This is a genomic window from Luteococcus sp. Sow4_B9 (genome assembly GCF_052116585.1).
Taxonomy (GTDB): Bacteria; Actinomycetota; Actinomycetes; order Propionibacteriales; family Propionibacteriaceae; genus Luteococcus.
This window is the reverse complement of sequence record NZ_JBQKKT010000004.1, coordinates 199,267-223,793: the sequence shown is the minus strand read 5'-3', so window position 1 is coordinate 223,793 and position 24,527 is coordinate 199,267. Positions and strand designations below refer to the sequence as shown.

Below are 24,527 nucleotides of genomic sequence, written 5' to 3'. Positions count from 1 at the left end.
CGTGCGCCGCTGTGGGGTGGCAGAGCCGGTGTGGTTAGAATCGCACCGTCAGCCCGGCCCCACTGGCCAGGGCGTCGCCCGGAAGGAAGCCTTGATGAAGCTCACGCGTGTCGCCGTTCCCATGGCCGCCCTGGCGTTGTTCGCCGGCTGCTCGACGCCCAGCGCGGGCGTCGCCTTCCAGGTGGCGGACAACACCGTGACGATGGACCAGGTGAACACCTCGTCGGCCGGCTGCGAGCGCTTGGTGCAGCAGCAGGAGGGGTCGCTGACCGGGGAGATCGCCCGCATGCTGCTCACCGGTGAGGTGGCGCAGGCCGTCGCCGAGAAGACCGGAACCCAGATCACCCCGGCGATGCGCAGCAAGGCACTGACCGCGCTGCAGGGCGAGTCGCTCACCGCCGACGCCGACTGCGCCACCGCGGTGAACGGGTTCGCGGACTTCGCGGCCATCAACGAGGCGGTCGGACAAGAGAAGGTGCAGTCGATCATTCGCGGGCTGGACGTCAAGGTGAACCCGCGCTTCGGCAACTGGGACTCCTCGACGGGCACCTTCAGCGGCACCTCGGGCTCGCTGTCCATGGAGGACGTCAGCTTCGGCGAGATCCTCGGCGGCTGACCCGCGCCATGGACGAGCCTGACCAGCTGCACCGTCTGGTGCAGGTGATGCACCGGCTCCGCCAGGAGTGCCCCTGGGACGCGAAGCAGACCCACCGCAGCCTCGCCACCTATCTGGTGGAGGAGACCGGTGAGGTGCTGGACGCCATCGAGCTGGGCGACGACACCGACCTGCGCGAGGAACTCGGCGACCTGCTGCTGCAGGTGGTCTTCCACAGCGAGATCGCCGCGGAGCAGGGACGCTTCACGCTGGATGATGTCGCCCGCGGCATCAGCGACAAGCTGGTGCATCGCCACCCCTATGTCTTCGAACCCGACTCCGTCGTGCCGGAGGACCTCAATGCCACCTGGGAGGCCCGCAAGCGGGCCGAGAAGGGTCGCACGTCGGCCCTGCAGGGGATCGCGGAGCACCTGTCGGTGCTGGCCCGGGCAACCAAGGTGACCTCGCGGACGCGCAACCACCACGTGCCCGTCGCCATGGCCGACGAGCCGATCACGGCCGAGGAGGTGGGCCGGCAGGTGCTGCAGCTCGTGCAGCGCGCCCACGCGAGTGGCGTCGATGCCGATCAGGCGGCCCGTGAGGCGCTGCGGGCCTTCGAGGCCGAGGTGGTGCGCGTCGAGCAGGGTGACCAGCAGGTGACCGGCCGGAGAACCACAGACCCCCAATGAGCAGTCCGCCTGTCCGCTGCTCTGGGGGCCCGCTAGGCTGGCGATGGAAAATCTTCCATCTTGCGAAAGGCAGATCAGATGGCAACCATCGAATTCATTGACGCCCGGGAAATCCTGGACTCCCGCGGTAACCCCACGGTCGAGGTCCAGGTCATCCTGGACGACGGCGCCGAGGGTCGCGCCGCCGTGCCCTCGGGTGCCTCCACCGGCGCCTTCGAGGCCGTCGAGCTCCGTGACGGTGACAAGGGCCGTTACGAGGGCAAGGGTGTCCTCAAGGCCGTCGAGAACGTCATCGAGACCATCGGCGAGGAGGTGCTGGGCTTCGAGGCTTCCGAGCAGCGTCTGCTGGACCAGGCCATGCTGGAGCTGGACGGCACGGACAACAAGGCCAAGCTGGGCGCCAACGCGATCCTGGGTGTCTCCCTGGCCGTCGCGCACGCCGCCGCCGAGTCGGCCGGCCTGCCGCTGTACCGTTACCTGGGTGGCCCCACCGCCAACATCCTGCCTGTCCCGATGATGAACATCCTCAACGGTGGCTCGCACGCCGACAGCAATGTCGACATCCAGGAGTTCATGATCGCCCCGATCGGCGCCTCCAGCTTCAAGGAGGCCCTGCAGCAGGGTGCTCAGGTCTACCACGCCCTGAAGTCCGTGCTGAAGGAGAAGGGCCTGGCCACCGGTCTGGGTGACGAGGGCGGCTTCGCCCCGAACCTGGAGAGCAACCGCGCCGCCCTGGAGCTGATCGTCGAGGCCATCAAGAAGGCCGGCTTCGAGCCCGGCAAGGAGATCGCCCTGGCCCTGGACGTCGCCGCGAGCGAGTTCTACAACGAGGACGGCACCTACAACTTCGAGGGCGGCAAGAAGTCGGCCGACGAGATGGTCGCCTACTACGCCGAGCTGGTCGAGGCCTTCCCGCTGGTGTCCATCGAGGACCCGCTGAACGAGGAGGACTGGGACGGCTGGAAGAAGATGACCGAGCAGATGGGCGACAAGGTGCAGCTGGTCGGCGACGACCTGTTCGTCACCAATGTCGAGCGCCTGCAGCGCGGCATCGACGAGAATGCCGCCAACGCCCTGCTGGTCAAGGTGAACCAGATCGGTTCGCTGACCGAGACCATCGACGCCGTGAACATGGCCCACCGCGCCGGCTTCACCTCGATGATGTCGCACCGCTCGGGCGAGACCGAGGACGTCACCATCGCCGACCTGGCCGTCGCCCTCAGCTGCGGCCAGATCAAGTCGGGCGCCCCGGCCCGTTCGGAGCGCGTGGCCAAGTACAACCAGCTGCTGCGCATCGAGGAGGACCTCGACGACGCCGCGGTGTACGCCGGAGCCTCCGCCTTCCCGCGGTTCAAGGCCTGAGCACTGCAGGAAACCTGTAACACTGGGTAGATGAACAAGCCCACACACAACGGTCCGGGTCGCGGCACGCCGCGTACCCGGGCCGTTGCGTCTGCCCGGAAGTCCGACTCGCCCCGGACCCGCACCGCCGCCCGGCAGGCGGAACGGGCGGGTCGCTCCACCCGTCGCGTGGTCCGCCCCGACGAGAACCAGTCACCGGTGGCGGCGGTCGCCGCCGTTCCGAGGCTGATCCGCGGAGTCGGTTTCACTCGTCGCGCCATCGTGCTGCTGGTGGTCTGCGCGATCCTGCTGCTCAGCTATGCCTCCAGCCTGCGCGTCTACCTGCGCCAGGAGCGGGAACTGGCCGTGGCCCAGCAGCTGATTGCCGAGCGCACCGCGGCCAATGCGGAACTCGGCGACGAGATCAAGCGCTGGCAGGACGAGGACTTCGTCAAGGCCCAGGCCCGCCAGCGGCTGGGCTGGGTGGTGCCGGGCGAGGTGGGCTACCGGGTGGTGGATGCCAACGGCAAGCCGCTCGACAGCACCATCTCCATCCAGACCACCAGCACCATTCCGCAGGGCGAGCACGGCACGGCCTGGTGGGACCGGCTCTCCGGATCCGTCTCCGCCGCCGATGAGCCACTGGTTCCCGAGGAGACCCAGGCTCCGGTGGTGAAGGCGTCCGAGGACTCCCCGTCGCCATCCACATCAGCAAGCAGCACCCCCACGCCCACGACGAAGCGATAGAAGACGAGTACAGATGGCAGACCTGGAACCGATGACCTCCGCCGACGAGCAGGCGATCCACGAACAGCTGGGACGGATGCCCCGCGGCGTCGCTGGCGTCGCCTGGCGGTGCCCGTGTGGTAAGCCCGGCGTGGTGGCCACCGAGCCCCGGCTGCCCGATGGGACGCCGTTCCCGACCACCTACTACCTGACCTGCCCCCGGGCCACATCGGCCTGCTCCACGCTCGAGGCGTCGGGTCTGATGGCGGAGATGACCGAACGGCTGGGCCGGGACGAGGAGCTGGCCGACAGCTATCGCGCGGCCCACGAGGCCTTTCTGGCGGATCGGGCCGAGCTCGGTGAGGTACCGGAGATCGAGGGGATCAGCGCCGGGGGCATGCCGACCCGCGTCAAGTGCCTGCACGTGCTGGTGGGCCACTCCCTGGCCGCCGGCCCCGGCGTCAACCCGCTGGGTGATGAGGCCGTCGAGAAGTTGGGCGATTTCTGGTCGCGGCCCTGCCTCCAGGACCCCGCGTCGCCCGAGCCTGGTTCGATCCCCGAGCCCGTCGAGGGCAACTGATGCGCGTCGCCGCGATCGACTGCGGCACCAACTCGATCCGACTGCTGATCGCCGAGGCGGGAGCGGATGGGCAGATGGTCGAGCTGGACCGTCGCCTGCAGATCGTCCGGCTGGGGCAGGGTGTCGACGCGACGGGGGAGTTCCACCCCGACGCACTGGAACGCACCTTTGCGGCCGTCGACGACTGCGCCGCGGTGATCCGCATCCACGGGTGTGACCGGATTCGCTTCGTCGCCACCTCCGCCGCCCGGGATGCGCACAACCGCGAGACCTTCTTCCAGGGCATCCGCGATCGGTTGGGCATCGAGGTGGAGATCATCCCCGGCGCCGAGGAGGCCAGGCTGAGCTTCGCCGGGGCACTGTCTGGAATCCGGCCCGACGACGAACCGGTCCTGGTGGTCGACATCGGGGGTGGCTCGACGGAGCTCATCGTCGGGGGCCGTGATGGACGGATCCAGCACGCCACCAGCCTGGACGTGGGTTCGGTGCGGCTGCGGGAGCGCCTGCTGCACAGCGATCCGCCGATGCGCGACGAGGTGGATCAGGCCGCCGACCTGATCGACGCGCTGCTGGATGGCAGTGGGGTCGACTTTCCTGCCGTGAAGCGGTTCATCGGCGTGGCCGGTACCGCGACCAGCCTGTCCGCCATCCAACAGGGTCTGCCCGGCTACGACCGTGCCAAGGTGCACGGCTCCCACCTGGAGCTCGACGAGATCGCCCACCTGGCCGACGTATTGCTGGCCACGCCCGTCGCGGGGATCGAGGCGGGTACCTGTCTGCCGATGAAGCGCGCCGAGGTGATCTGCGCTGGTGCCCTCATCCTGGCCTGCATCGCCGATCGCGTCGGCGAACCCATGGTGGTCAGCGAATCCGACATCCTCGACGCCCTCGCCCAGGAGCTGCTGGCATCGGAACCGCTCGCCTAGACTCGGGAGCCGGGCCCCCGTAGCCCAACCGGCAGAGGCAGGCGGCTTAAACCCGCCCAAGTGTGGGTTCGAATCCCATCGGGGGTGCTTTCGCGGGTCTGTCCTTGCGCGGGTCTGTTCTTGCACGGGCCTGCCTTTGCGTGGCCTGCCTTTGCGTGGCCTGCTTGTGCGTGGGCCTACCTCTGCGTGGGCCGGGTGGGTCGGTCGGGCGCCCGCTGGTGATCGGCCCGGGGTTCGAACGTCGCGTGGGTTGGGTGTTCACCCGTCGCGTGGGTTTGAGTGTTCTCCCGTCGCGTGGGTTTGAGTGTTCACCCGTCGCCGCGCGTGGGTTTGGTGCCCCTTGGTCCAGTTCGCGTGGGTTTGGTGTTCTCGCGTGTGCTGTATCAGTCGCGGGGTGTTGGAACCCACGCGGGGCTGGGGGAAGGTATTGGAAGCCACGCGGGGCCGACAATCCCACGCGACGCGAGACCCGCGGATCAGGGGCGACTCAGGGGCAGCACGGGAATGGGGGATGCTCATGGGGGCGTTGAATACACTGGATGCACGTCCCTGACCAGAAGGAACACTCAGCCACCATGGCAAATCCCATTCTTTCCCAGCCCGACGCCTTCAGCCGCCGAGCGCCGCAGGGGTACGCCCCGCCGCAGTACGGTGGCCAGGCCCCCTACACCCAGCCGCAGTTCGGCGGCGGCCAGCAGTACGGCCAGCCCCAGTTCGGGCAGCAGTACGGCCAGCCCCAGTTCGGGCAGCAGTACGGCCAGCCCCAGCAGGGCTACGGCCAGCCCGGTTACGACGCCTACGGCCAGGCGCCGCAGCAGTTCCAGCAGCCCGGCCAGATGGAACCGCCGATGACCCTCGACGACGTCATCGGCAAGACCGGCATCACCATGCTGACCCTGATGGCCTCCGCCGTCGCGGCCTTCCTGTTCATGCCGCCGGCACTGATGATGCCTGCACTGATCCTGAGCGCCCTGGTTGGCTTCGTCACCGTCATGCTGGTGGCCGCTCGCAAGAAGATCAACCCGGCCCTGGTGCTCTTCTACTCGGTGATCGAGGGCGTCTTCATCGGCGCGTTCTCGGCCATGTTCGAGTACCAGTACCCGGGTATCGTCTCGCAGGCGGTACTGGGCACCTTCGCCGCGGCCGGCGCAACCCTGGCCGCCTACAAGTTCTTCAACATCCGCGTCAGCAGCAAGGTGCGTCGGATGGTCTTCATCACCACCGCGGCCTTCGCCGGCGTGATGCTGATCAACTTCGTGCTGGCGCTCTTCGGCATCAACATGGGCATGCGTTCGGGGGTCATCGGCCTGGTGGCCGCCCTGCTCGGTGCCGGTCTGGCCGTGTTCAACCTGGTCATCGACTTCGATGACATCGAGCGCGGCATCGCCATGAATGCCCCCGCCAGCGAGTCCTGGCGCGCGGCCTTCGGCCTGACCGTCACCATGGTCTGGCTCTACACGGAGATCCTGCGACTGCTCAGCTACTTCCGTCGCGACTGACTCCACCAGCAGTCCGCACCACTGCGGCCCCGCTTCCTCGACGAGGGAGCGGGGCCGCAGTCATGTCACACAGGGCGCAGGAAGGTGCATCACCAGGTGGGGACGCTGTCCAGGTGCTTGTCGAGCAAGGACCGGGCGCCGGAGGTCCAGGGCAGTGAACGCCATCCCCGCAGCGGGATCCAGGCCGCCCGTGAGGTGGTGCCGTCGATGTCGACCACATTGGGCGTGGTCGGGTTGAGACAGGTGGCCGTGTAGATGATGCGCAGCGCGTGGAAGTCCTCCAGCACGCCATTCGGTGCGCGGCCCACCCAGTGGTCGCTCTGCAGGTCGATCAGTCGGTTGATCCGGACCTCCTGTCCGGTCTCCTCGGCCACTTCGCGCATCAGGGCCTCCGACGGCGACTCGCCCGGGTTGAGGCCGCCACCGGGCAGCTGCCACAGGCCCGGCACCGCCGTCTTGTCGCTGCACTCGGTTCCCAGCACGCCTCGGGAGGAACGCACGACGGCGTAGGCGGCGATCCGCTGGTTGTCCACCGGCTTCTCCCCGGGCCGCACGGCCAGATCCGGATCCACTCCGCGGTGCTTGATCCGGGGTGGTCGCGACGAGGGTGTGCGCGGCAGGACGCGGGCCGTCAGCACGACCTCTCCGTCCTCGACGGCCGCTGTCAACAGCTCCGCCACCACGAGGCCGCGGCGCCACAGCTGCTGGTGTGGGTGCTGGCCGTGCTCGACGGGCAGGCGCACCAGTTCCCCGGTTCCCGGTGATCCGATTCCGATGATGCGCATTCATCCATCATGGCAGCTCTCGGCGGTGGCCCCCTACTGCCACCCCGCAGGGCGGGCCGCGGTGCCTACGCCGTCAGCGATGCTCCGCCCGCCCCTCTCGGCGCGGGGCCACCCGGTTGGGTACCCTGATCCAGACGATGGACGGATGCCTGCCGGGTCGGTGGGTGTCGTCGGAGCCGAGGAAGGGCGACCATGGAGTTCAACCCGAATGCCAAGTTGGACAGCTCGCAGCTGCAGCCGAGCAGCGGCGGAGGCGGCGGTGGCGTGGCGCTGGGCGGTGGCCTGGGCCTGATCGTCATGATCCTGGGCCTGATCTTTGGCTTCAATCCCGGTGACATCATGGGCGGCGTGCCCAGCAATGCCGGCAACAACAGTGCCGCGTCGAACCAGTACGAGCACTGCCAGACCGGCGCCGACGTGCAGGCGGACCGTGAGTGCCGCTGGGTGGCCTATGTGAACTCGGTGCAGAGCTACTGGAACACGCAGTTCCAGCAGGGTCAGTACAAGCCGGCCCCCACGGTGCCCTTCACCGGCGCGGTGAACACGGCCTGCGGCGCGGCGAACTCCCAGGTTGGCCCCTTCTACTGCCCGGCAGACCAGAAGGTGTACATCGACACCGAGTTCATCAACCAGCTCCTGCAGCAGCTCGGCGCCCAGGGCGGCTACTCGGCCGAGGCGTACATCATCGCCCACGAGTACGGACACCACATCCAGACCCTCACCGGCCAGTTGCAGAAGGTGCAGTCGGCGGGCAACCAGACCGGTCCCGACTCGCCGCAGGTGCGCCTCGAGGTGCAGGCGGACTGCTACGCGGGCGTCTGGTTCAAGAACTCCACCAGTGATCCCAACAGCCCGATCGCCAAGGTCACCCAGGACGACCTGAATCGCATCGCCGACGCCGCCGCGGCGGTGGGCGACGACCGGATCCAGGCGAGCACCGCCGGCCAGGTGAACCCGGAGACCTGGACCCACGGTTCGGCCAAGATGCGTCAGAACTGGCTGGGCAAGGGCTTCACCAGCGGTGATCCCAATGTCTGCTCACAGGCCTTCACCGCGCAGGACCTGGAAGCCTGATCCTGCTCGCAACCGCCTGGCCAGAGGCCCCGGCCCACGGCTCCATCGCCGTGCTGGCCGGGGCCTCGTGCGTCGAGCTGCCGTCGTGTGCGTTTCCCCGTTCCGCGCCGCTGTTCCGCCAGGCTCTCAGCCGCCCAACATCTGGGTGATGTCAGTGCCGGAGAGGGTGGTGACGACCTTCTGGCCGTCGACGTCGAAGGTCATCACCGGCAGCGCCATCTGGTGCTGGCGTGAGATCTCGACGGTCACCGTTGCCTCGGGCCGGCCCAGTTCCGCGGGCAGGGTGGCAACGAGTCTGGTGAGCACGTCGGGGTCAACGCTGGACGCGAGGAAGGCCGGGCCATCGGAGGCAGCCTTGCGCTCCGACGACCAGGCCGGCAGCCGGGCCTGACGAGTGGTACGCCGCACGACGCCCTTCTGGGCGCCGGGGCGGTCGCTCCAGAAGCCCGTCTCGGGATGCCAGCCCATCGCGAGCACCGGTACGTCGGCCTTGGTGGTGTCGCGGATCGCCTCCTCGAACCCTGCGGCGGTGCTGAAGTCGAGCTGGTTGATCGGCGTCCCGTTGGGGCGGAGGAAGACGGTGCGCGACTCGGGGCGGGTGGTGACGGTCATCAGCACCTCGCCGTGGTCGTACTCGACGATCTGCAGCTGCTGGTTCTGGCGGGAGCCGGACAGCTCTGCCGCGGTGTCGAAGACCTGGCCCAAGTCGTCCAATTGGTAGTCGGCGGGGGAGAAGGTGGCCTGCTGGATGTACTCGATGTCGCTCTCGACCGGTCGAACGAGGCCCTTGTCCCACTGCCAGGCGGCAATCCGGCCGTCCTTCAGGGCACTGAGGGTGGCCGTCGATCGGGAGACGTCCAGCTTGATGACGGGCAGTCCGCCGGCGGCCCGGACGAGTTCTCCCACGGCCTTGCGGGCTGCCCCGGGCTGGGTGAGGTCCGTCGTGGCCACCGGAGGTGTAGCCGACGCACTGGGCACCGTGGAGGTTGAGGCGGGGGGAACGGGATCCTGCGTCTGGCACGCCCCCAACGCAACGGCCATCGCCAAGCCCAGACAGGGGGCCAGGAGGCACGGCGAACGGGGGGGCAGGAACACCCCGCAAGACTACCCCTCCGGGTGTTGCGCGGGCGTGCGACCATGGGTGGATCCCGAGGGCGACGACGGTGGCACGGGCTCCGCGACCGTCAGACCCCCACCCTGACCGAGATCACCCACGAGAACCTGCTCGTCGATGGGGACAAGGCCCGATTCGAGGATCACTGGACCAAGGCGCTCGATCGCATCGAACCGGCGGTCTGACGGCCCGCCCACCGGCCCTTCTGACGCTGTGGGCGAAACTGTGTTCCCGCTGAGCTGATCGGTGAACGAGCGGCAGTGTCGGGCACTACTCTCGCAGCATGAAGTTTCTGAAATGGCTGTTCATGCTGCTGGGCATTGCTGCCCTCATCGCTGGCGGCGCCATGCTGGCCAATGTCGTGTGGGACATGGGCAAGCTGATGGCCGCCGTCCGCGGTTACAACACCGGCGTCAAGGATCCGACGACGCGTATCTACTACGTGACCGGTCTGGCCGCCCTTGGTGGCCTGCTGCTCGGCTGGGGCATCGGCCTCCCGTCGCGCACCGGCCGCGCCGTCCGCAACCAGTACAAGAGCGAGCTCGCGGCCCGCGGCGTTGCCGTGGACCCGGAGCAGAACTGAGGTAGGTGACCATGGGTCTGTTCGACATCCTCAAGGGACAGAAGGCCGACGTCAGCACTGCTCGGAGTGCCTTGGAGCAGGCCAATGACCCCTCCACCGATGACGGGGCCATCAGCAGCCTGATCGAGAGCATCCTGTCGATCGGCATCGACGGCAAGAAGCCCTTCGACTCCGCCGCAGAGGTGGCAGATGACGCCCTGTCCTCTGCCGGTGGCGACGTCGAGAAGGCCGTCAACAAGGTGGTTCGCAGTCACATCACCTCGGGCGCTGCAGGCGGCCTGATCACCAGCATCGGTGGTTTCATCACGATGCCGATCGCCATCCCCGCGAACCTGCTGGAGTTCTACGTGCAGGCCACCCGGATGACGGCGGCCGTCGCCAAGCTGCGTGGCTATGACATCAGCCAGCCGAACATCCGCACCGCGGTGCTGCTGACGCTGGTCGGCTCCAATGCGGAGGACGTGCTGGCCAAGGCCGGCGTCACCACCGCCAGTGGCCGGTTCACGTCGCTGGCACTGCGCAACCTGCCGCGCCCGGCCATGATGATGGTCAACAAGGCGGTCGGTTTCCGCCTGCTGAAGAGCGTCGGTCAGGGCACCCTGGCCAAGCTCGGCAAGGGCGTCCCGGTGATCGGTGGCGCCGTGGGCGGCGTGCTCGACGGCTACATGATGAACCGGATCGGCGAGCAGGCTCTGCAGGAATTCCCCGCCGGCATGGCCGATGCCGCAAACCAGGGCAACAGCCCCCTCTGACGCGGCAACAGCGACGAAGGCCCCGGCCGCACCCGCCAACTGGTGCGACCGGGGCCTTCGTCGTGTCATGCCGCGGTGCGTGGCCCAGTCGGCCAGCGCGCCGATGAGCGGCGGCCCAGACTCAGAGAACCGTCCTGCCCTGGGCCCAGTCCATCTGCGGCACCTGGGTGGCGAACTCCCGCAGGAAGTCACCGCTGGCCTCCAGGGCGCTGGTGCGGCCCTCGCGCACGTCCTCCTCCAGCCGGTCTCGCAGGTCGCGCAGCTGCTGGGAGGAACGCATCGAGTCCAGCAGGGTGGCCTCGATCTGGGAGTGCATCCACACCACCTGCTGCTGGGCCCGGTGGTGGGCCAGCCCCACGGTCTCATCGAGCCACTCGCGGTGCTCGATGACCGCCTGCCAGACCTCGTCGAGCGAGATGCGCTGCAGGGCCGAGCAGGTCAGCACGGGCACCCGTCGGCCGTCATTCTGCTGGGTGACGAGCTTCATGGCGATGGACAGCTCGCGGGCAGCGACGCGCGCCTCCCCGGCATTGTCGCCGTCGGCCTTGTTCACGGCGATCACGTCGGTGATCTCCAGGATGCCGCGCTTGATGCCCTGCAGCTGGTCGCCGGAGCGCGAGAGGGCCAGCATCAGGAAGGTGTCCACCATGCCGGCCACGGCCACCTCGGACTGCCCGACACCCACCGTCTCCACGATGATGACGTCATATCCGGCGGCCTCGACGACGAGCATCGCCTCGCGGGTGGCGCGCGCCACGCCGCCCAGGTGGTTGCCGCTGGGGGAGGGGCGGACGAAGGCATTCTCCAGTTGGGTCAGCTCGCCCATGCGGGTGCGGTCGCCCAGCACCGATCCGCCGGTTCGCGTGCTGGAGGGGTCGACGGCCAGGACGGCCACCTTGTGCCCCTGCTCGACCAGCCGCTGCCCCATGGAGTTGATGAAGGTGGACTTGCCGGCACCCGGCACGCCGGAGATGCCCACGCGCACGGCGCTGGTGGGCTCGCGGGTCAGCTCGGTGAGGAGCTGACGGGCCAAGGGGCGGTGCGCCGGAAGGCGGGACTCGACGAGGGTGATGGCCTGCGCAATGGCGGCGCGCCTTCCCTCCCGGACACCTTCGACCAGGGCTGGGACGTCGATCTTGCGGGGCATCGGGGCAACCTTTCGGTGGGGCGTCGGGCTTTCGGTGGGGCGTCTGGCCTTTGGTGGGATCTCGGGCCTTTGGCGGAAGGCCGGCGAGCGGTGGGATGAACGGCGACGGGCGGCCCGAGCGAACTCGGACCGCCCGACGCGGGGGTCACGACGCCTGGATCAGGCGTCCATGGCCTGGCGCATCTTGTCGATCAGGCTGACGGCACACGCCGGGATGTTGGTGCCCGGCGGGTAGATGTCAACGGCACCGGCCTTGCGCAGATCCTCGAAGTCCTGCTCGGGGATCACGCCGCCGACGACGATCAGGATGTCCTGGCGATCGAGCTTGTCCAGCTCGGCACGCAGCGCGGGCACCAGCGTGAGGTGTCCGGCTGCCAGGGAGGAGACGCCCACCACGTGCACATCGGCCTCGACGGCCTGGGCAGCAGCCTCCTCCGGGGTCTGGAAGAGCGGGCCCACGTCGACGTCGAAACCGAGGTCGGCGAAGGCCGTGGCGATCACCTTCTGGCCACGATCGTGGCCATCCTGACCCATCTTGGCGATCATGATGCGAGGACGACGGCCCTCTGCCTCTTCGAACGCCTCGACGGCCTTGCGGGCCTCGTCCATGGCCTCGGATCCGGTTGCTTCCTTGGAGTACACACCACTGATCGTACGGATCTGCGCGGTGTAACGCCCGAAGACCTTCTCCAGCGCGTCGGACAGCTCGCCGAGGCTGGCCTGGGCGCGCATGGCGTCGATGGCCACCTTCAGCAGGTTGCGCTCCGGATCGGTCGGGTCCGGGTTGGCGGCGGCCCAGGTGACCTTCTCGAGGGCGGCCTGGCAGGCCTCCTCGTCACGCTCGGCGCGCAGCTTCTCCAGCTTTGCGATCTGCTCGGCGCGCACCTTGGCGTTGTCGACCTTCAGGACCTCGAGCGGCTCGGGATTGTCCAGCAGGTACTTGTTCACGCCGATCACCGGCTGGCGGCCGGAGTCGATGCGGGCCTGGGTGCGGGCCGCGGCCTCCTCGATGCGCATCTTCGGGATGCCCTGCTCGATGGCCTTGGCCATGCCGCCGGCTTCCTCGACCTCCTGGATCAGGGCCCACGCCTTCTCGGCCAGGTCCTGCGTCAGCTTCTCGACATAGGCCGATCCGGCCCAGGGGTCGATGACGCGGCAGTTGCCCGACTCCTGCTGGATGAACAGCTGGGTGTTGCGGGCGATGCGAGCGCTGAAGTCGGTGGGCAGGGCAATGGCCTCGTCGAGGGCATTGGTGTGCAGCGACTGGGTCTGGCCCTGGGTGGCGCCCATGGCCTCGATGCAGGTACGCACCACGTTGTTGTAGACGTCCTGGGCGGTCAGCGACCAACCGGAGGTCTGCGAGTGGGTGCGCAGGCTCATCGACTTCGGGTTCTTCGGACCGAACTGGTTCACCAGGCGGGCCCAGAGCATGCGAGCCGCACGCATCTTGGCCACCTCCATGAAGAAGTTGGTGCCGATGGCCCAGAAGAAGCTCAGGCGCGGGGCGAACTGGTCGACGTTCAGGCCCACGGACTCGCCGGCGCGGATGTACTCCACGCCGTCGGCCAGGGTGTAGGCCATCTCGATGTCGGCCGTCGCGCCGGCCTCCTGCATGTGGTAGCCGGAGATGGAGATCGAGTTGAACTTGGGCATGTTCGCGCTGGTGAAGGCGAAGATGTCCGCGATGATCCGCATCGACGGCTGGGGCGGGTAGATGTAGGTGTTGCGAACCATGAACTCCTTGAGGATGTCGTTCTGGATCGTGCCGGCCAGCTGCTCCGGCTTCACACCCTGCTCCTCGGCCGCCACCACGTAGAGGGCGAGCACCGGGAGAACGGCACCATTCATGGTCATCGACACGCTCATGCGGTCCAACGGAATGCCGTCGAAGAGCTGGCGCATGTCCAGGATCGAGTCGACGGCCACACCGGCCATGCCCACGTCACCGGTCACCCGCGGGTGGTCCGAGTCGTAGCCACGGTGCGTGGCCAGGTCGAAGGCGATCGACAGACCCTTCTGGCCGGCCGCCAGGTTGCGGCGGTAGAAGGCATTGGACTCGGCTGCGGTGGAGAATCCGGCGTACTGGCGGATGGTCCACGGCTGGTTGGTGTACATGGTGGCGTAGGGGCCACGCAGGAAGGGCGGCAGACCCGGCATGGTCTCCAGGAAGTCCATGCCTTCGTACGCGTCCTTGCCGTACAGGTGCTCGACCGGGATCTGCTCGGGGGTCACCCACTGTTCGACGGCGGGAGCCTGGGCGAGCAGCTGCTCGAACTGGGCCTGGGCGTCGGCCGGGATGGCCTGCTCGCCCAGGGGGACGGAATCAAAACGGATCTCGGTCACTTGGACACTCCCAACGTGTCGAGGGTCTGGTTGAGCAGCGCGACGATGTCCATGCCCATGCCGATGGTGCCGTCGATGACACCTTCGGCCTCGGCAGCGCTGTCGCCCAGCTCCTTGAGGTTGCCAGCCAGCAGGACGGTCTTGGCACCGGCCTCCTTGAGGGCCTTGGCGACGGGCAACGCCTGCTCGGCGTAGACCTTGGCGCTGGAGCACAGGCAGGCCACCGGGCTACCGGTGGTCTTGAAGGCGGCGACGATCTCCTCGACGCTGCCTCCCTCGCACTCCGGCGTGGCCAGGCCAGCGACGTGGAAGGCATTCGAGGCGAAGCCCTCGCGGGCGCCGAAGTCACGACGCGCGCCCAGGCAGGCCAGGAAGACCTTGGCATCCGCGTTGTCCTTGGTGGCGTCGCGCAGGGCCTCGAAGACCTCCGAGTCGCGCTTCCACTGCAGGCCCTTGTACTCCGGGGCCTCCGGACGCGGCTTGGCGGTGGTCACCGCGGCCTCGCCGGCATTCGGGAACTCGGAGACACCGGTGATCGGCTTCTTGCGGTTGGCCAGGCGCTTGGCGCGCTCGGCGATGACCGGCTCGAGCTCGCTCATCGGCAGTCCGTCGACGACGGCCTTGGCCATGCCACCGGCAGCGTCGATCCTGCCCAGGACGGCCCAGGCGGCCTCCGCGAGCTTGCGCGTCAGCGTCTCCACGTACCAGGAGCCACCGGCCGGGTCATTGACGCGGACGATGTTGGACTCCTCGGCGAGCACGATCTGCGTGTTGCGGGCGATGCGGCGGCTGAAGTCGCCGGGCAGGCCCCACGCGGTGTCGAAGGGGAGCACGGTGATCGCCTCGGCGCCACCGACGCCGGCAGCAAAGGTGCTGATGGTGGCGCGCAGCATGTTGACGTAGGCGTCGTCACGGGTGACCTCACGCCACGAGGTGACGGCGTGCTGGCGGGCACCACGCTTGGCCTCGGAGACGCCGAAGGTCTCGCCCACCTTGGACCAGGCGGTGCGCAGGGCGCGCAGCTTGGCGATGGTGGCGAACTGGTCGACGGTCGCGGTGACGCGGAAGTCGATCGTGTCGAAGGCCTGGTCAGCGGTCAGGCCCTGGGCCATCAGTGCACGGACGTACTCGACGCCCGTGGCGAGGGCGAAGCCCAGCTCGTGGACGTCGCCGGCGCCGGCATTGTGCCAGATGGTGGCATCCACGACGATGGCCCGCGAGGCGCGCATGCCGTCGATCCGCTTGGTCCACTCGGCCAGCCCGTCGAGCTGGGGGGTGGTGCCGTTGAGGGCCGCGCAGCCGATCGGGTCCAGGCCGAGCACGACGCTCTTCTGGTTCTTCGGCTTGTCGTTCGCCTCCACCAGGGCCAGCAGCGCCTCGGCGGCGGCGGCCTGGTCGGTGCGGCTGGAGACCTCCACCGTGATGAGCTCCAGCATGGCGTCGGCCAGCATCTCACCGAGCTGGTCGGCCGCGATGGCGTCGGGGTCCAGACGGAACCACAGGCTCGTCGCGCCGCGCTCGAGGTCGGTCAGCACGGCCTTGCGGGTGAAAGCGGCGTCGGGATCCTCGTGCAGTGCACGCACGTCCCAGGCGTCTGCCTCACCGTTGTGGACGGTGGTGCCTCGGGTGAAGGGGGCCACGCCGGGGACGCCGAGGTCCTCCGGGGCATCCTCCAGCGTGTAGATGGGGGCGATCTCGATGCCGTCGACGGTGGTGGTCACGAGACGGGCCACGGCCTCGTCGCCGGTCAGTAGCTTGTCTTCTGGGCGCCCGCGGTTGAGGACCTTCGCGGCGGCAGCGCGCCACGTGTCCATCCCCGGCTTCGCGAAGTCGCTGGCGAGCTTGAACTCTCCAGCTCCCTCGCGGGCGACCTGCTCGGTCGTTGTCATGGGACTCCTGCTCCGATGAGGTTGTCGTCGGCTGGCCTCTCGGCCTCCGACCGGACTGAAGTGCTCCTCGGCTCATTCTGGCGGTGACGGCCTGTCCGGGAACACCCTGCAGGACTGTTCGCGGTGGGTCGTCTCCAGCGGCGCACCTGGCTGGCGCGACGCGACTGGCAGGTCTTCGGACTCATGGGCGCTTCGCCGTCAGGCGTCTTCCTCGACCACCGCTTCCCAGGCCCAGACCCAGTGCTTGTCGTCCAGTGGTGCAGTTGCCTGCGCCACTTGGAGGCGTGCGATCCCTCGCATGCCGGACGGGTGGTGTCGTTCCCATTCACCGCTGCGGGACAGTTCCGGATTCACACCGGATTCCCTCTTGCGACGGCCCATCTGCATGGGCCGAACCAGCACCTCCACACTAGCGGGCTCGAGTTCGCGCGGAGGGGCGGGGCCGCATTTTGCCCGAAATGGTCTTACCTCGTAGGCCTGTGGTGGGCTTGGACTCGGGAAGCACGACGGTGCCGGTGCCCCCATGGGGACACCGGCACCGTCGGGTCTGTTCTTCGACTGCGTCAGCTGACGAAGGGGGTGATCGCGGTGGCCAGGCGGGGCAGGGCCTCCTCGACGTAGCCCTTGGCCTTGCCGCGGATCGGCTTGTAGATCTTGGCGATGGCGGCGTTGTCGGGCGACTCGGCCTTGGCATCGGCGACGGCGAGCAGCGCGTCGGCCACCTCACCCGAACGGCTCGACAGGTAGCTGCCGAAGTCCTGGTCACCCTTGGCCTCCCAGTAGGGGGCCAGAGCGGAGGCGATCTCCGGGAGCATCGCGTCGGTGCCCTTGGGGACGATGCCGTCCTTCATCTTCTTGGCGCTGGCGTAGGCCGTCTTGATGGCCATGCCACCCAGACCACCCTTGGACTCGACCTCCTGGTCGATGACGGTGGAGATGGCCTCGACCACCTGCGGGCGCTTGGCCGGATCGAGCAGCTGTTCGGTGAAGCTCATGGATGTGCCTTCCAGTGTTGTGTCGATTCATTCGGGCACGGGCGCCCGTTGCCGGGGGAGCGGTCCCATTGTGGCAGGACTCGACGGGTGCGCGGGGCCGCTGACAGGTTGACGGGATCGTCGCGCTCAGCGGGCGCTCAGGTCGACGAAACGGACGTCGGCGCCCAACAGGTCCACGACGGCCAGGCGCCCGACCAAGGGGGTGCCCAGACCGGTGAGCAGTTTGACGGTCTCGGCCGCCTGCCAGGCTCCCGCCAGGGCAGGGGCGGATCCCAGGATGTCCAGTGGGGCCGGGGCCTCCGTCGGATCCGGCACCACGTCCTCCCACTGCACCCCTCCCGGGGCAAAGACGCTGAGGACCGCCGTCCAGCCATCGATGGCCGCCCAAACCCACGGGACCCCAGCTGCACGGCAGGCCCCGGAGATCGCCTGACGGGAGGCTGCGCGGTCCGTGCAGTCGACCACGACGTCATGCTGGGCGACCAGCTCGACGTCCTGGCCGGTCAGTCGATGGTCCAGGGCGGTGATCGTGGCCTGTGGGGAGAGGGCGCGCATGCGTCGGGCGGCCAGCTCGACCTTGGGCTGGCCGATGTCCTGGGCGGTGAACAGGGTCTGGCGGTTGAGGTTGGTGTTCTCGACCACGTCATCGTCCAGCAGGGTCAGCTGGCCGATGCCGGCGGCGGTGAGGGCCGGGATGGCCCCGGCGCCGAGCCCCCCGCAGCCCACCACCAGGACGCGGGCGCGGGCGAGGCGCTCCTGGCCCGCCTCTCCCATGATGCGGCGCTGGCGGTGCCACTGGCCGGGCACCGCGGAGCCGGAGGTCGTGGTGGGCATGTCAGCAGTCACCCAGCCCCACCCATTCACTGCTGCCGTCGCCGAAGTGCTGGTTCTTCCAGACCGGGACGCGTTCCTTGATCCGGTCCACCAGGGCCCCGCAGGCGGTGAAGGCCTGCGCCCGGTGGGCGCTGGAGCAGGCCGCCACCAGCGCCACGTCGCCGATCACCAGGTCTCCGACGCGGTGCTCGGCGAAGGCGGTCACCTGGAATTCCTCTTCCACCTCTCGCACCACGGTCTCCATGGCTCGGGCGGCGTCGGGGTGGGCGCTGTAGGCCAGCGCGGTCACCTCACGTCCGTGGTCATGGTTGCGCACCACGCCCTCGAACAGGACGCAGGCGCCATCGGTACTGGTCATCACGGCATCGCGGGCCCGGCGAGGATCCAGCGCGGTATCGAGCACGGCAGCATGGGGCATGGTCCAAACCCTAGCGGCCCGATCCGACAAAACACGGAATGGGCCGTAGCATGTGGCTCGTGACTTCTCGGCAGCTGGTGGACCGCTTCGGGCGCACGGCAACGGACCTGCGCCTGTCGGTCACCGACGTGTGCAACCTGCGTTGCACCTACTGCCTGCCCGCCACCGGGGTGACCTGGTTGCCCCGTGCCACGATCCTGTCGGTCGACGAGCTGGCTCGTCTGGCCCACATCGGCATCAGCCAGCTGGGCGTCACCAAGATCAGGTTGACCGGTGGGGAGCCGCTGACCAGACCGGACCTGGACCAGATCATCCGGGCCATCGCCGTGGCCCACCCCGACGTGGAGATCGCGCTGACCACCAATGGCATCGGGCTGGCCGAGAAGGCCAAGGCGCTGGCCAGTGCCGGCCTGCACCGGGTGAACGTCTCGCTCGACACCGTGCATCCCGAGACCTACGCAGCCATGACGCGGCGTGACGGTCTGCAGCGGGTCCTGGACGGCATTCGGGGCGCCGTCGAGGCCGGGCTCAACCCGGTCAAGATCAATTCTGTGCTGCTCGCCGGAATCAATGACCACGAGCTGCACGACCTGCTGGACTTCTGCCTGGCCGAGGGCTCCGAGCTGCGCTTCATCGAACAGATGCCGATCGGCGCCACGCGCGACTGGGCACGGGAGAACCTGATCTCTGCCGCCGACATCCGCGGCATCATCGAGCAGCGTCATCGGCTGCGCGAACTGCCCGGACGCGGCCCGGCGCCGGCCCAGCGGTGGGAGGTGCTCTCCGCCCAGGGAGCCACCCTCGGCACGGTGGGGATCGTCGCATCGGTCACCGAACCCTTCTGCGCGGCCTGTGACCGCACCCGCATCAGCGCCGACGGCCAGTTGCGCTCGTGCCTGTTCTCACAACGGGAGACCGACCTGCGCACCCCCCTGCGCTCCGGCGCGAGCGACGAGGAGATCGCCCAGGTGTGGGCCGAGACGATGTGGGCCAAGCCGCGGGCCCATGGCAGCGATGCCGGCGGCTTCGGCCTGCACTTCATCCAACCCGAACGTCCCATGAATGCCATTGGAGGCTGAGATGCAGATTCGTTGGTTTGCCGGTGCCGCGCATGCCGCAGGAGTGACCGAGGAGAGCGTGCAGCAGGCCCAGCAGGGCACCGTCAGGGAGGTCTTGGCGCAGCTGCGTCCGGGGGCCGCGACGGTGCTGGAGCGGTGCTCCTTCCTGGCCGACGGGGCTGCGCTGCCCGGCGATGCCGCCTGGCCGCAGCAGGCCGAGGTGGTGGACGTCCTGCCTCCCTTCACCGGCGGCTGATCCACTCCGCTCGGGCCGATCCACCCGGGCCAAGCACCCCGACCTTGGAAGGGGTGCGGTGGCGACCCGCGTCGGGGCGGCAGCCTCCGATCGCCCGAGGCGAGGGGCGGGGTGCCCTTCATAGGGTGGGCGTCATGATCGTGACCAGTCCGACTCACCCGTCCACGCAGACACGTTTGCCGGTTCCGGCATGGCGGGACGTGCTGGCCGCCTTCGCGTTCGGTCTGGTCGTGCCGGTGGGCGTACTGGTCGGCGGCTTGTTGCTGGCGCGACGCTTCGGGGTGGCGCGTCAGCTGCTGCCCTTCGCGATGTCCGTCGCCGTGCTGGTGATGGCTGCCGGGTTGTACTGGCTGGTGCACACGCGCTTGCGATGGGGGTGGCGGGAGCTGGGCTTCACTCCTGCTCGCCGCAGTCTGTGGCACCTGTGCTGGGAGCTTCCCGTGATGCTGCTGGGATCAGCGCTCTTCGCGGCCACGGTGGGGCCGTGGTTCGGGCTGGCACCCACCAATGACGCCGAGCGGGCCTCGGGCAGCAGTCTGGAGGGCCTGGGTGATCGCCCGCTGCTCCTGGCGATGACGGTCCTTGCCCTGGTGGTGCTGGGCCCCCTGATGGAGGAGATCCTGTTTCGTCGGATGCTGCTGGATGCCATCCGGGCCCGCTGTGGCGCCTGGCTGGCGGTGCTGGGCAGCGGCGTGGTCTTCGCGCTGGTGCACGTCTCGCCGCAGGTCATCTGCTATGTCCTGCCGTTGGGGTTTGCGCTGGGACTGCTGCGCGTGTGGCACCAGACGCTGTGGGCGAGCCTGCTGGCGCACTGTGCCAACAACGCCTTGGTGACCGCCATCACCCTGACGCTGGTGCTGTGAGCCACCCTCTGGCCCCGGCCCCAGTGGGGTCACCTGGTCAGCAGTACCCGTAGTTCGTCGCCGGCCTTGACCGGTTCGGTGACCGCGGCCAGGCCGTCGGCACGGTGCAGCGTCCCGATCCGGTGGGAGCCGTGCCCGCCGGGTGCGGGCAGGGCGACCCCGTCGCGCAGCTCCACGTCGACCAGCCTGGTGCGCCCCGGCTTGGTGCCGAGGTCGGTGCCGGCCACACAGGTCAGCCAGCGTCGGGAATCCGCCTGCCCCTGCAGGGCATCGAGGGCGGCTCGGACGAACAGGTGGAGCCCCACATGCACCGCCACCGGGTTTCCCGGCAGGGCGACAACAGGAACCAGTTCTCCGTCCAGCTCGACGTGGCCCCATCCCTGGGGGCGGCCCGGCTGCATCGCGACATGGCCCAACGTGAGGTGTGCGCGGGGGGAGTGTGCAGCCCAGGACTGCACCACGTCGTGGGAACCCACGGAGACCCCACCCGTGGTCACCACCAGGTCGGCCGTGCCCTGCGTGGTGCCCAGCGCCTGCTCGAGCAGGGCGGCGCTGTCCCCGGCGTGACGCACTGCCATCACCTCACCGCCCAGCTGGGCGATGGTGGCAGCCACCAGCACCGAGTTGGAGTCGGGGATCTGGGCCGGGCCCAAGGGCTGCCCGGGGGTGGCCAGCTCGTCGCCGGTGGTCACCACCAGTACCCGTGGGCGCCGACGAACCGGCAGCATCGCATGGCCGGTGGCAGCGGCCGCGGCCAGGTGCGTGGCGTCCAGCAAGGTTCCCGCCGTGAGCACGACGTCGTCGGATGCAACGTCCTCGCCAGCCCGTCGGATGTGACTGCGGACGTCGTGCTGTCGGACGGTGACGGTGACGGGGACCGGCCCCTCGCCGGGCTCGGCGTCGGTTTGCTCGACGGGGATGACGACATCACAGCCATCGGGGATCCTGGCGCCGGTCATGATCCGCACCGCGGCACCGGGCGGGGGAGTGATGGGGGCGCGGCCTGCAGGCACCTCACCGTGAACGGTGAGTGTGCAGGGCAGCGAGCGCAGGTCCCCGGAGCGCATCGCGAAGCCGTCCATGGCCGAACAGTCGAAGGCCGGGACCGCGACGCTGGCCGCCACGTCGCGAGCCAGACACAACCCGGCGCAGTCCCGCAGCGGCAACTCGACCACGGGCAGCGCCGAGACCAGCTGACGTAGCTGGGCGCGGTGCTCCTCGATGCTCACACTTGCGGTGGATTGGGGTGCCAGGGCCATGCCGCAAGCCTAGATGTCGCGCATCCGGGGTCCTACGGCGGCACAACGGACTGCCCCGCACCTGACGGGCAGGTGCGGGGCAGTCGGAGGTTGCAGACGAGGCGGGCTCAGCTGGGCTTGGGAGCTCCCGGCCGGGCGTAGCGCACCCAGGTGATCACCACGCACACGACGGCGAAGACGAGGCCGATCGCGTAGAAGGTGGTGGCCGGCATCATGCTCAGGCCGATTCCGAACAGGAAGGGGCCGAAGGCGGCGATGGCAGCGGTCCACCCGATCACTCCGCCGGCCTGACGCGGCTCGAAGATCATCGGCATCTGCTTGAAGGTGGAGGCATTGCCGATGCCCGAGAACAGGAAGATCGCCAGCATGCCCCACAGGAAGGTCTTGAAGTCCGACTGCATGGTGGCCGCCGACGTGTGGTCAGGGTCCAGTGCCGTCATCGTCCAGGCGATGGAGGCGATCAGTCCGATGCCCGAGATCAGGGTCCAGATGGCACCGCCCATCTTGTCGGTGAGCGGCGAGAACAGCACGCGGGCACCGGCACCGACGAGCGGGCCGAGGAAGACATACTTCACCGCGTCGACCGGGACGTAGCCCGCTACCTCGGCGGCGCTGCCCGTGGCGCCGTAGAGCTGGTTCATCAGCAGACCGAACTGGGCAGAAAGCCCGGCGAAGGTGCCGAAGGTCATGATGTAGAGCAGGGTCATCCACCAGGTGTCCTGGTTGGAGAAGATGTCGAACTGCTGCTTGATGTTGGCCTTGATCGGCACCGACTTCAGCAGGAACCAGGCAGCCAGGGCGCCGATGATGATGAAGGGCACCCAGATGAAGGCCGCATTCTGGTACCAGACCTCGGTGACCGCCCCCGTCTTCGACTTCAGCTCCTGCGACTCACCGACCACCGCCAGCGCGCCCATGCCCACGAAGACCGGGGTCAGCAGCTGCACCAGCGAAACACCGAAGTTGCCGATGCCGGCCTGCAGGCCCAGCGCCGTGCCGGACATGCGCTTGGGGAAGAAGTACGAGGTGGAGGGCATGAAGCCACTGAAGGCGCCGCCTCCGATGCCGGCCAGGAAGGCCAGCAGGAGCATCACGGGGTAGGAGGTGCTGGAGTCCTGCACCGCGAAGCCCCAGCCGATCACCGGCACGGCGAGCAAGGCGGTGGTCAGGGCGACCATCTTCCGCGTCCCCAGGATGGGAGGCAGGATCATCCAGATCAGTCGGGTGATGCCGGCGGACAGACCGGGCATCGCCGCCAGCCAGTAGAGCTGGCTCTTGGTGAAGCTGAACCCGATCGAGTTCAGCTTGGGGATCAGCGCACTGGGCAGGAACCAGGCGACGAAGCACAGGGTCAGGGCAAAAGTGGTGATCCACAGGGTGCGCCAGGCCAGCGGCTTGTCCCACGTGACCTCGTCCTCAGGATTCCAGTTCTGCAGCCATTCGCCGCCGGTGCGGCTGTCTGTGGTGGAACTCATCACTTCTCCTTGGTGAATGACGGGGCGTCGAAATGGTCGGACAGGTGCGGGGCCTGCTTGTGGAGCATGGCGTGGATGGTCAGGTGCATCCAGAGCATGCAGACCAGGGTCAGCATGAACAACACGGCGAAGGTGCTGGTGGGGGCGCCGGTCCATTGCTGCGCGTAGGCGAACAGCGGGGGCAGGAAGAAGCCGCCCAGACCACCGAGCATGCCCACCAGACCGCCCACGGAACCGACATTGTCCGGGAAGTAGTCGGGAATGTGCTTGTAGACCGCGGCCTTGCCGATGCCCATGGCACACCCCAGGGCGAAGATCACCAGGGTGAACAGCCCCACGCCAAGCAGATTCGGGATCGACAGCAGCGCGCTGCTGGCGAGCATCACGGTGAAGGTGAAGTACATGCCCTTGCGAGGGCCGAAGGTGTCACTGAACCAGCCACCCACCGGGCGCAGCAGCGAGGCGGGGAAGATGAACAGTGCGGTCAGCAGACCGGCCTTGGTGAGCGAGACGCCAAAGACGTCCATGTAGTACTTCGGCAGCCAAGCCGACAGCGCCACGTAGGCGCCGAAGACCGCCACGTAGTACAGGCTGAAACGCCAGACTCGCAGTTCCTTGAGCGGAGCCAGCATCTGGGCGGTGGTCTTCGTGGCACCGGGCATTCGGTCCTGGCGCGGGGTGCCGACCAGCACCAGCACCAGCAGCAGGATGAGCAGGGCGGAGTAGATGACGGGGATCAGGCGCCATCCGCCCTCGATGACACCGAACCAGGTGGCACCGGCGGTGGCGGCGATCAGGGGTGGGCCGATGAACTTGGTCACCGAGGCGCCGACGTTGCCAGCGCCGAACAGGCCCAGTGCGAATCCCTTGCGGTTGTTCGTGAACCAGGCGGAGTTCCACGCCACGCCCACCGAGAAGGAGTTGCCGGCAAAGCCGACCAGGAAGGCCAGCACCAGCAGCATGTGGTAACTGTTCGCGAAGGCCACCGCGAAGGAGGCGACGGCCGAGAAGCCGAGGATGGCCGAGGTCACCTTGCGGCCACCGATGCGGTCGGTGATCATGCCGGCGGGCAGGCGCCACATCGATCCATTGAGGATGGCGACGGCGCTGATCCAGGACAACTGCACGTCGGTGAGTCCGAACTCCTTCTGGATCGGTTTGCCCAGGATGCCGAACATCAACCACACCGCGAACATCACGGTGAAGGCGATGGTGGACAGGGTCAGGACTGCGGTCGAGCCCGGTGCCTCGCCCGTGTGGGGCTGGGCGGCCGGCGAACCGGCAGGGACGGTGGATGTCACGGATGCTCCAGTGTTCTCATGACTC

At 68.4% G+C, this 24,527-nt stretch carries 25 protein-coding genes, 1 tRNA gene and 1 riboswitch; of the genes, 15 read left to right on the top strand and 11 right to left on the bottom strand.

Annotated elements, in window-relative coordinates; translation table 11 throughout:
• Positions 1–94 precede the first annotated feature (94 nt).
• The 8 genes from ACTQ49_RS04810 to ACTQ49_RS04775 all read left to right on the top strand — a co-directional run bounded on the left by ACTQ49_RS04810 (position 95) and on the right by ACTQ49_RS04775 (position 6,356).
• Complete coding sequence (locus ACTQ49_RS04810; RefSeq protein ID WP_441826699.1) at positions 95–616, top strand: hypothetical protein; 522 nt, start codon at positions 95–97, stop codon at positions 614–616.
• 8 nt (positions 617–624) lie between these two features.
• Complete coding sequence (locus tag ACTQ49_RS04805) at positions 625–1,284, top strand: MazG family protein (protein ID WP_441826698.1); 660 nt, start codon at positions 625–627, stop codon at positions 1,282–1,284.
• A 78-nt stretch (positions 1,285–1,362) separates the two neighbouring features.
• Entirely contained in the window at positions 1,363–2,646 is a 1,284-nt protein-coding gene (gene eno, locus ACTQ49_RS04800; protein WP_441826697.1) for a phosphopyruvate hydratase, read from the top strand.
• 30 nt (positions 2,647–2,676) lie between these two features.
• Positions 2,677–3,372 carry an FtsB family cell division protein gene (locus ACTQ49_RS04795; RefSeq protein WP_441826696.1) on the top strand — a complete coding sequence of 232 codons (696 nt, stop codon included), beginning with the start codon at positions 2,677–2,679 and terminating at the stop codon, positions 3,370–3,372.
• Positions 3,373–3,385: 13 nt separating this feature from the next.
• On the top strand, positions 3,386–3,931 hold the full coding sequence (locus ACTQ49_RS04790; RefSeq protein WP_441826695.1) for a DUF501 domain-containing protein: 546 nt from the start codon (positions 3,386–3,388) through the stop codon (positions 3,929–3,931).
• On the top strand, positions 3,931–4,857 hold the full coding sequence (locus ACTQ49_RS04785) for a Ppx/GppA phosphatase family protein (RefSeq protein WP_441826694.1): 927 nt from the start codon (positions 3,931–3,933) through the stop codon (positions 4,855–4,857). Before ACTQ49_RS04790 ends, ACTQ49_RS04785 begins: the two co-directional genes overlap by 1 nt.
• Before the next feature lie 13 nt (positions 4,858–4,870).
• Positions 4,871–4,944 (top strand) — tRNA-Leu (locus tag ACTQ49_RS04780).
• 488 nt (positions 4,945–5,432) lie between these two features.
• Positions 5,433–6,356: a Bax inhibitor-1/YccA family protein gene (locus ACTQ49_RS04775; RefSeq protein WP_441826693.1), complete on the top strand. Its 924-nt coding sequence runs from the start codon at positions 5,433–5,435 to the stop codon at positions 6,354–6,356.
• Positions 6,357–6,445: 89 nt separating this feature from the next.
• On the opposite strand, the gene ACTQ49_RS04770 is transcribed toward ACTQ49_RS04775, so the two are convergent.
• The gene (locus tag ACTQ49_RS04770; protein ID WP_441826692.1) at positions 6,446–7,141 is read right to left on the bottom strand and encodes an NUDIX hydrolase; all 696 of its coding nucleotides are present in this window, start codon (positions 7,139–7,141) and stop codon (positions 6,446–6,448) included.
• A 192-nt stretch (positions 7,142–7,333) separates the two neighbouring features.
• Between ACTQ49_RS04770 and ypfJ the strand changes: the two genes are divergently transcribed.
• Positions 7,334–8,215 carry a KPN_02809 family neutral zinc metallopeptidase gene (ypfJ, locus tag ACTQ49_RS04765; RefSeq protein WP_441826691.1) on the top strand — a complete coding sequence of 294 codons (882 nt, stop codon included), beginning with the start codon at positions 7,334–7,336 and terminating at the stop codon, positions 8,213–8,215.
• A gap of 126 nt (positions 8,216–8,341) precedes the next feature.
• On the opposite strand, the gene ACTQ49_RS04760 is transcribed toward ypfJ, so the two are convergent.
• Positions 8,342–9,166, bottom strand: coding sequence for a hypothetical protein (locus tag ACTQ49_RS04760; protein ID WP_441826690.1), 825 nt, complete (start codon positions 9,164–9,166; stop codon positions 8,342–8,344).
• Between the two features lie 186 nt (positions 9,167–9,352).
• Between ACTQ49_RS04760 and ACTQ49_RS04755 the strand changes: the two genes are divergently transcribed.
• The 3 genes from ACTQ49_RS04755 to ACTQ49_RS04745 all read left to right on the top strand — a co-directional run bounded on the left by ACTQ49_RS04755 (position 9,353) and on the right by ACTQ49_RS04745 (position 10,664).
• Positions 9,353–9,514 carry a hypothetical protein gene (locus tag ACTQ49_RS04755; protein WP_441826689.1) on the top strand — a complete coding sequence of 54 codons (162 nt, stop codon included), beginning with the start codon at positions 9,353–9,355 and terminating at the stop codon, positions 9,512–9,514.
• A 98-nt stretch (positions 9,515–9,612) separates the two neighbouring features.
• Entirely contained in the window at positions 9,613–9,912 is a 300-nt protein-coding gene (locus ACTQ49_RS04750) for a hypothetical protein (protein WP_441826688.1), read from the top strand.
• A gap of 11 nt (positions 9,913–9,923) precedes the next feature.
• The gene (locus tag ACTQ49_RS04745; protein ID WP_441826687.1) at positions 9,924–10,664 is read left to right on the top strand and encodes an EcsC family protein; all 741 of its coding nucleotides are present in this window, start codon (positions 9,924–9,926) and stop codon (positions 10,662–10,664) included.
• A 121-nt stretch (positions 10,665–10,785) separates the two neighbouring features.
• Here ACTQ49_RS04745 and meaB read toward each other — a convergent pair whose 3' ends face one another.
• The 6 genes from meaB to ACTQ49_RS04715 all read right to left on the bottom strand — a co-directional run bounded on the left by meaB (position 10,786) and on the right by ACTQ49_RS04715 (position 18,290).
• Complete coding sequence (gene meaB / locus ACTQ49_RS04740; RefSeq protein ID WP_441826686.1) at positions 10,786–11,811, bottom strand: methylmalonyl Co-A mutase-associated GTPase MeaB; 1,026 nt, start codon at positions 11,809–11,811, stop codon at positions 10,786–10,788.
• Between the two features lie 159 nt (positions 11,812–11,970).
• Entirely contained in the window at positions 11,971–14,154 is a 2,184-nt protein-coding gene (gene scpA / locus ACTQ49_RS04735) for a methylmalonyl-CoA mutase (protein ID WP_441826685.1), read from the bottom strand.
• Positions 14,151–16,043 carry a methylmalonyl-CoA mutase small subunit gene (gene mutA / locus ACTQ49_RS04730; RefSeq protein WP_441826684.1) on the bottom strand — a complete coding sequence of 631 codons (1,893 nt, stop codon included), beginning with the start codon at positions 16,041–16,043 and terminating at the stop codon, positions 14,151–14,153. The genes scpA and mutA overlap by 4 nt, the downstream gene beginning before the upstream one ends.
• A 149-nt stretch (positions 16,044–16,192) precedes the next feature.
• A riboswitch (cobalamin riboswitch) is annotated at positions 16,193–16,458 on the bottom strand.
• A 148-nt stretch (positions 16,459–16,606) separates the two neighbouring features.
• The gene (locus ACTQ49_RS04725; RefSeq protein ID WP_441826683.1) at positions 16,607–17,038 is read right to left on the bottom strand and encodes a DUF6918 family protein; all 432 of its coding nucleotides are present in this window, start codon (positions 17,036–17,038) and stop codon (positions 16,607–16,609) included.
• Positions 17,039–17,164: 126 nt separating this feature from the next.
• A complete protein-coding gene (locus tag ACTQ49_RS04720) occupies positions 17,165–17,872 on the bottom strand; it encodes a HesA/MoeB/ThiF family protein (RefSeq protein ID WP_441826682.1) in 708 nt (235 codons plus the stop codon).
• A gap of 1 nt (position 17,873) precedes the next feature.
• Complete coding sequence (locus tag ACTQ49_RS04715; protein WP_441826681.1) at positions 17,874–18,290, bottom strand: molybdenum cofactor biosynthesis protein MoaE; 417 nt, start codon at positions 18,288–18,290, stop codon at positions 17,874–17,876.
• A 50-nt stretch (positions 18,291–18,340) separates the two neighbouring features.
• Between ACTQ49_RS04715 and moaA the strand changes: the two genes are divergently transcribed.
• The 3 genes from moaA (at position 18,341) to ACTQ49_RS04700 (ending at position 20,467) form a co-directional block, all read left to right on the top strand.
• Complete coding sequence (moaA, locus tag ACTQ49_RS04710) at positions 18,341–19,369, top strand: GTP 3',8-cyclase MoaA (RefSeq protein WP_441826725.1); 1,029 nt, start codon at positions 18,341–18,343, stop codon at positions 19,367–19,369.
• Position 19,370: 1 nt separating this feature from the next.
• On the top strand, positions 19,371–19,604 hold the full coding sequence (locus ACTQ49_RS04705) for a MoaD/ThiS family protein (protein ID WP_441826680.1): 234 nt from the start codon (positions 19,371–19,373) through the stop codon (positions 19,602–19,604).
• Positions 19,605–19,738: 134 nt separating this feature from the next.
• Entirely contained in the window at positions 19,739–20,467 is a 729-nt protein-coding gene (locus ACTQ49_RS04700; protein WP_441826679.1) for a CPBP family intramembrane glutamic endopeptidase, read from the top strand.
• 29 nt (positions 20,468–20,496) lie between these two features.
• Here the strand turns inward: ACTQ49_RS04700 and ACTQ49_RS04695 are convergent, their stop codons facing one another.
• The 3 genes from ACTQ49_RS04695 to ACTQ49_RS04685 all read right to left on the bottom strand — a co-directional run bounded on the left by ACTQ49_RS04695 (position 20,497) and on the right by ACTQ49_RS04685 (position 24,502).
• Entirely contained in the window at positions 20,497–21,726 is a 1,230-nt protein-coding gene (locus ACTQ49_RS04695) for a molybdopterin molybdotransferase MoeA (protein ID WP_441826678.1), read from the bottom strand.
• A gap of 107 nt (positions 21,727–21,833) precedes the next feature.
• Positions 21,834–23,201: an MFS transporter gene (locus ACTQ49_RS04690; RefSeq protein WP_441826677.1), complete on the bottom strand. Its 1,368-nt coding sequence runs from the start codon at positions 23,199–23,201 to the stop codon at positions 21,834–21,836.
• A complete protein-coding gene (locus ACTQ49_RS04685) occupies positions 23,201–24,502 on the bottom strand; it encodes an MFS transporter (RefSeq protein ID WP_441826676.1) in 1,302 nt (433 codons plus the stop codon). The genes ACTQ49_RS04690 and ACTQ49_RS04685 overlap by 1 nt, the downstream gene beginning before the upstream one ends.
• Positions 24,503–24,527: the final 25 nt, after the last annotated feature.

Excerpts from the sequence above, each read along its gene's own strand:
- ACTQ49_RS04810 (WP_441826699.1), top strand. The coding sequence starts at position 95 with ATGAAGCTCACGCGTGTCGCCGTTCCCATGGCCGCCCTGGCGTTGTTC.
- ACTQ49_RS04805 (WP_441826698.1), top strand. The coding sequence starts at position 625 with ATGGACGAGCCTGACCAGCTGCACCGTCTGGTGCAGGTGATGCACCGG.
- eno (WP_441826697.1), top strand. The coding sequence starts at position 1,363 with ATGGCAACCATCGAATTCATTGACGCCCGGGAAATCCTGGACTCCCGC.
- ACTQ49_RS04795 (WP_441826696.1), top strand. The coding sequence starts at position 2,677 with ATGAACAAGCCCACACACAACGGTCCGGGTCGCGGCACGCCGCGTACC.
- ACTQ49_RS04790 (WP_441826695.1), top strand. The coding sequence starts at position 3,386 with ATGGCAGACCTGGAACCGATGACCTCCGCCGACGAGCAGGCGATCCAC.
- ACTQ49_RS04785 (WP_441826694.1), top strand. The coding sequence starts at position 3,931 with ATGCGCGTCGCCGCGATCGACTGCGGCACCAACTCGATCCGACTGCTG.
- ACTQ49_RS04775 (WP_441826693.1), top strand. The coding sequence starts at position 5,433 with ATGGCAAATCCCATTCTTTCCCAGCCCGACGCCTTCAGCCGCCGAGCG.
- ACTQ49_RS04770 (WP_441826692.1), bottom strand. The coding sequence starts at position 7,141 with ATGCGCATCATCGGAATCGGATCACCGGGAACCGGGGAACTGGTGCGC.
- ypfJ (WP_441826691.1), top strand. The coding sequence starts at position 7,334 with ATGGAGTTCAACCCGAATGCCAAGTTGGACAGCTCGCAGCTGCAGCCG.
- ACTQ49_RS04755 (WP_441826689.1), top strand. The coding sequence starts at position 9,353 with ATGGGTGGATCCCGAGGGCGACGACGGTGGCACGGGCTCCGCGACCGT.
- ACTQ49_RS04750 (WP_441826688.1), top strand. The coding sequence starts at position 9,613 with ATGAAGTTTCTGAAATGGCTGTTCATGCTGCTGGGCATTGCTGCCCTC.
- ACTQ49_RS04745 (WP_441826687.1), top strand. The coding sequence starts at position 9,924 with ATGGGTCTGTTCGACATCCTCAAGGGACAGAAGGCCGACGTCAGCACT.
- meaB (WP_441826686.1), bottom strand. The coding sequence starts at position 11,811 with ATGCCCCGCAAGATCGACGTCCCAGCCCTGGTCGAAGGTGTCCGGGAG.
- mutA (WP_441826684.1), bottom strand. The coding sequence starts at position 16,043 with ATGACAACGACCGAGCAGGTCGCCCGCGAGGGAGCTGGAGAGTTCAAG.
- ACTQ49_RS04725 (WP_441826683.1), bottom strand. The coding sequence starts at position 17,038 with ATGAGCTTCACCGAACAGCTGCTCGATCCGGCCAAGCGCCCGCAGGTG.
- ACTQ49_RS04720 (WP_441826682.1), bottom strand. The coding sequence starts at position 17,872 with ATGCCCACCACGACCTCCGGCTCCGCGGTGCCCGGCCAGTGGCACCGC.
- ACTQ49_RS04715 (WP_441826681.1), bottom strand. The coding sequence starts at position 18,290 with ATGCCCCATGCTGCCGTGCTCGATACCGCGCTGGATCCTCGCCGGGCC.
- moaA (WP_441826725.1), top strand. The coding sequence starts at position 18,341 with ATGTGGCTCGTGACTTCTCGGCAGCTGGTGGACCGCTTCGGGCGCACG.
- ACTQ49_RS04705 (WP_441826680.1), top strand. The coding sequence starts at position 19,371 with ATGCAGATTCGTTGGTTTGCCGGTGCCGCGCATGCCGCAGGAGTGACC.
- ACTQ49_RS04700 (WP_441826679.1), top strand. The coding sequence starts at position 19,739 with ATGATCGTGACCAGTCCGACTCACCCGTCCACGCAGACACGTTTGCCG.
- ACTQ49_RS04695 (WP_441826678.1), bottom strand. The coding sequence starts at position 21,726 with ATGGCCCTGGCACCCCAATCCACCGCAAGTGTGAGCATCGAGGAGCAC.
- ACTQ49_RS04690 (WP_441826677.1), bottom strand. The coding sequence starts at position 23,201 with ATGAGTTCCACCACAGACAGCCGCACCGGCGGCGAATGGCTGCAGAAC.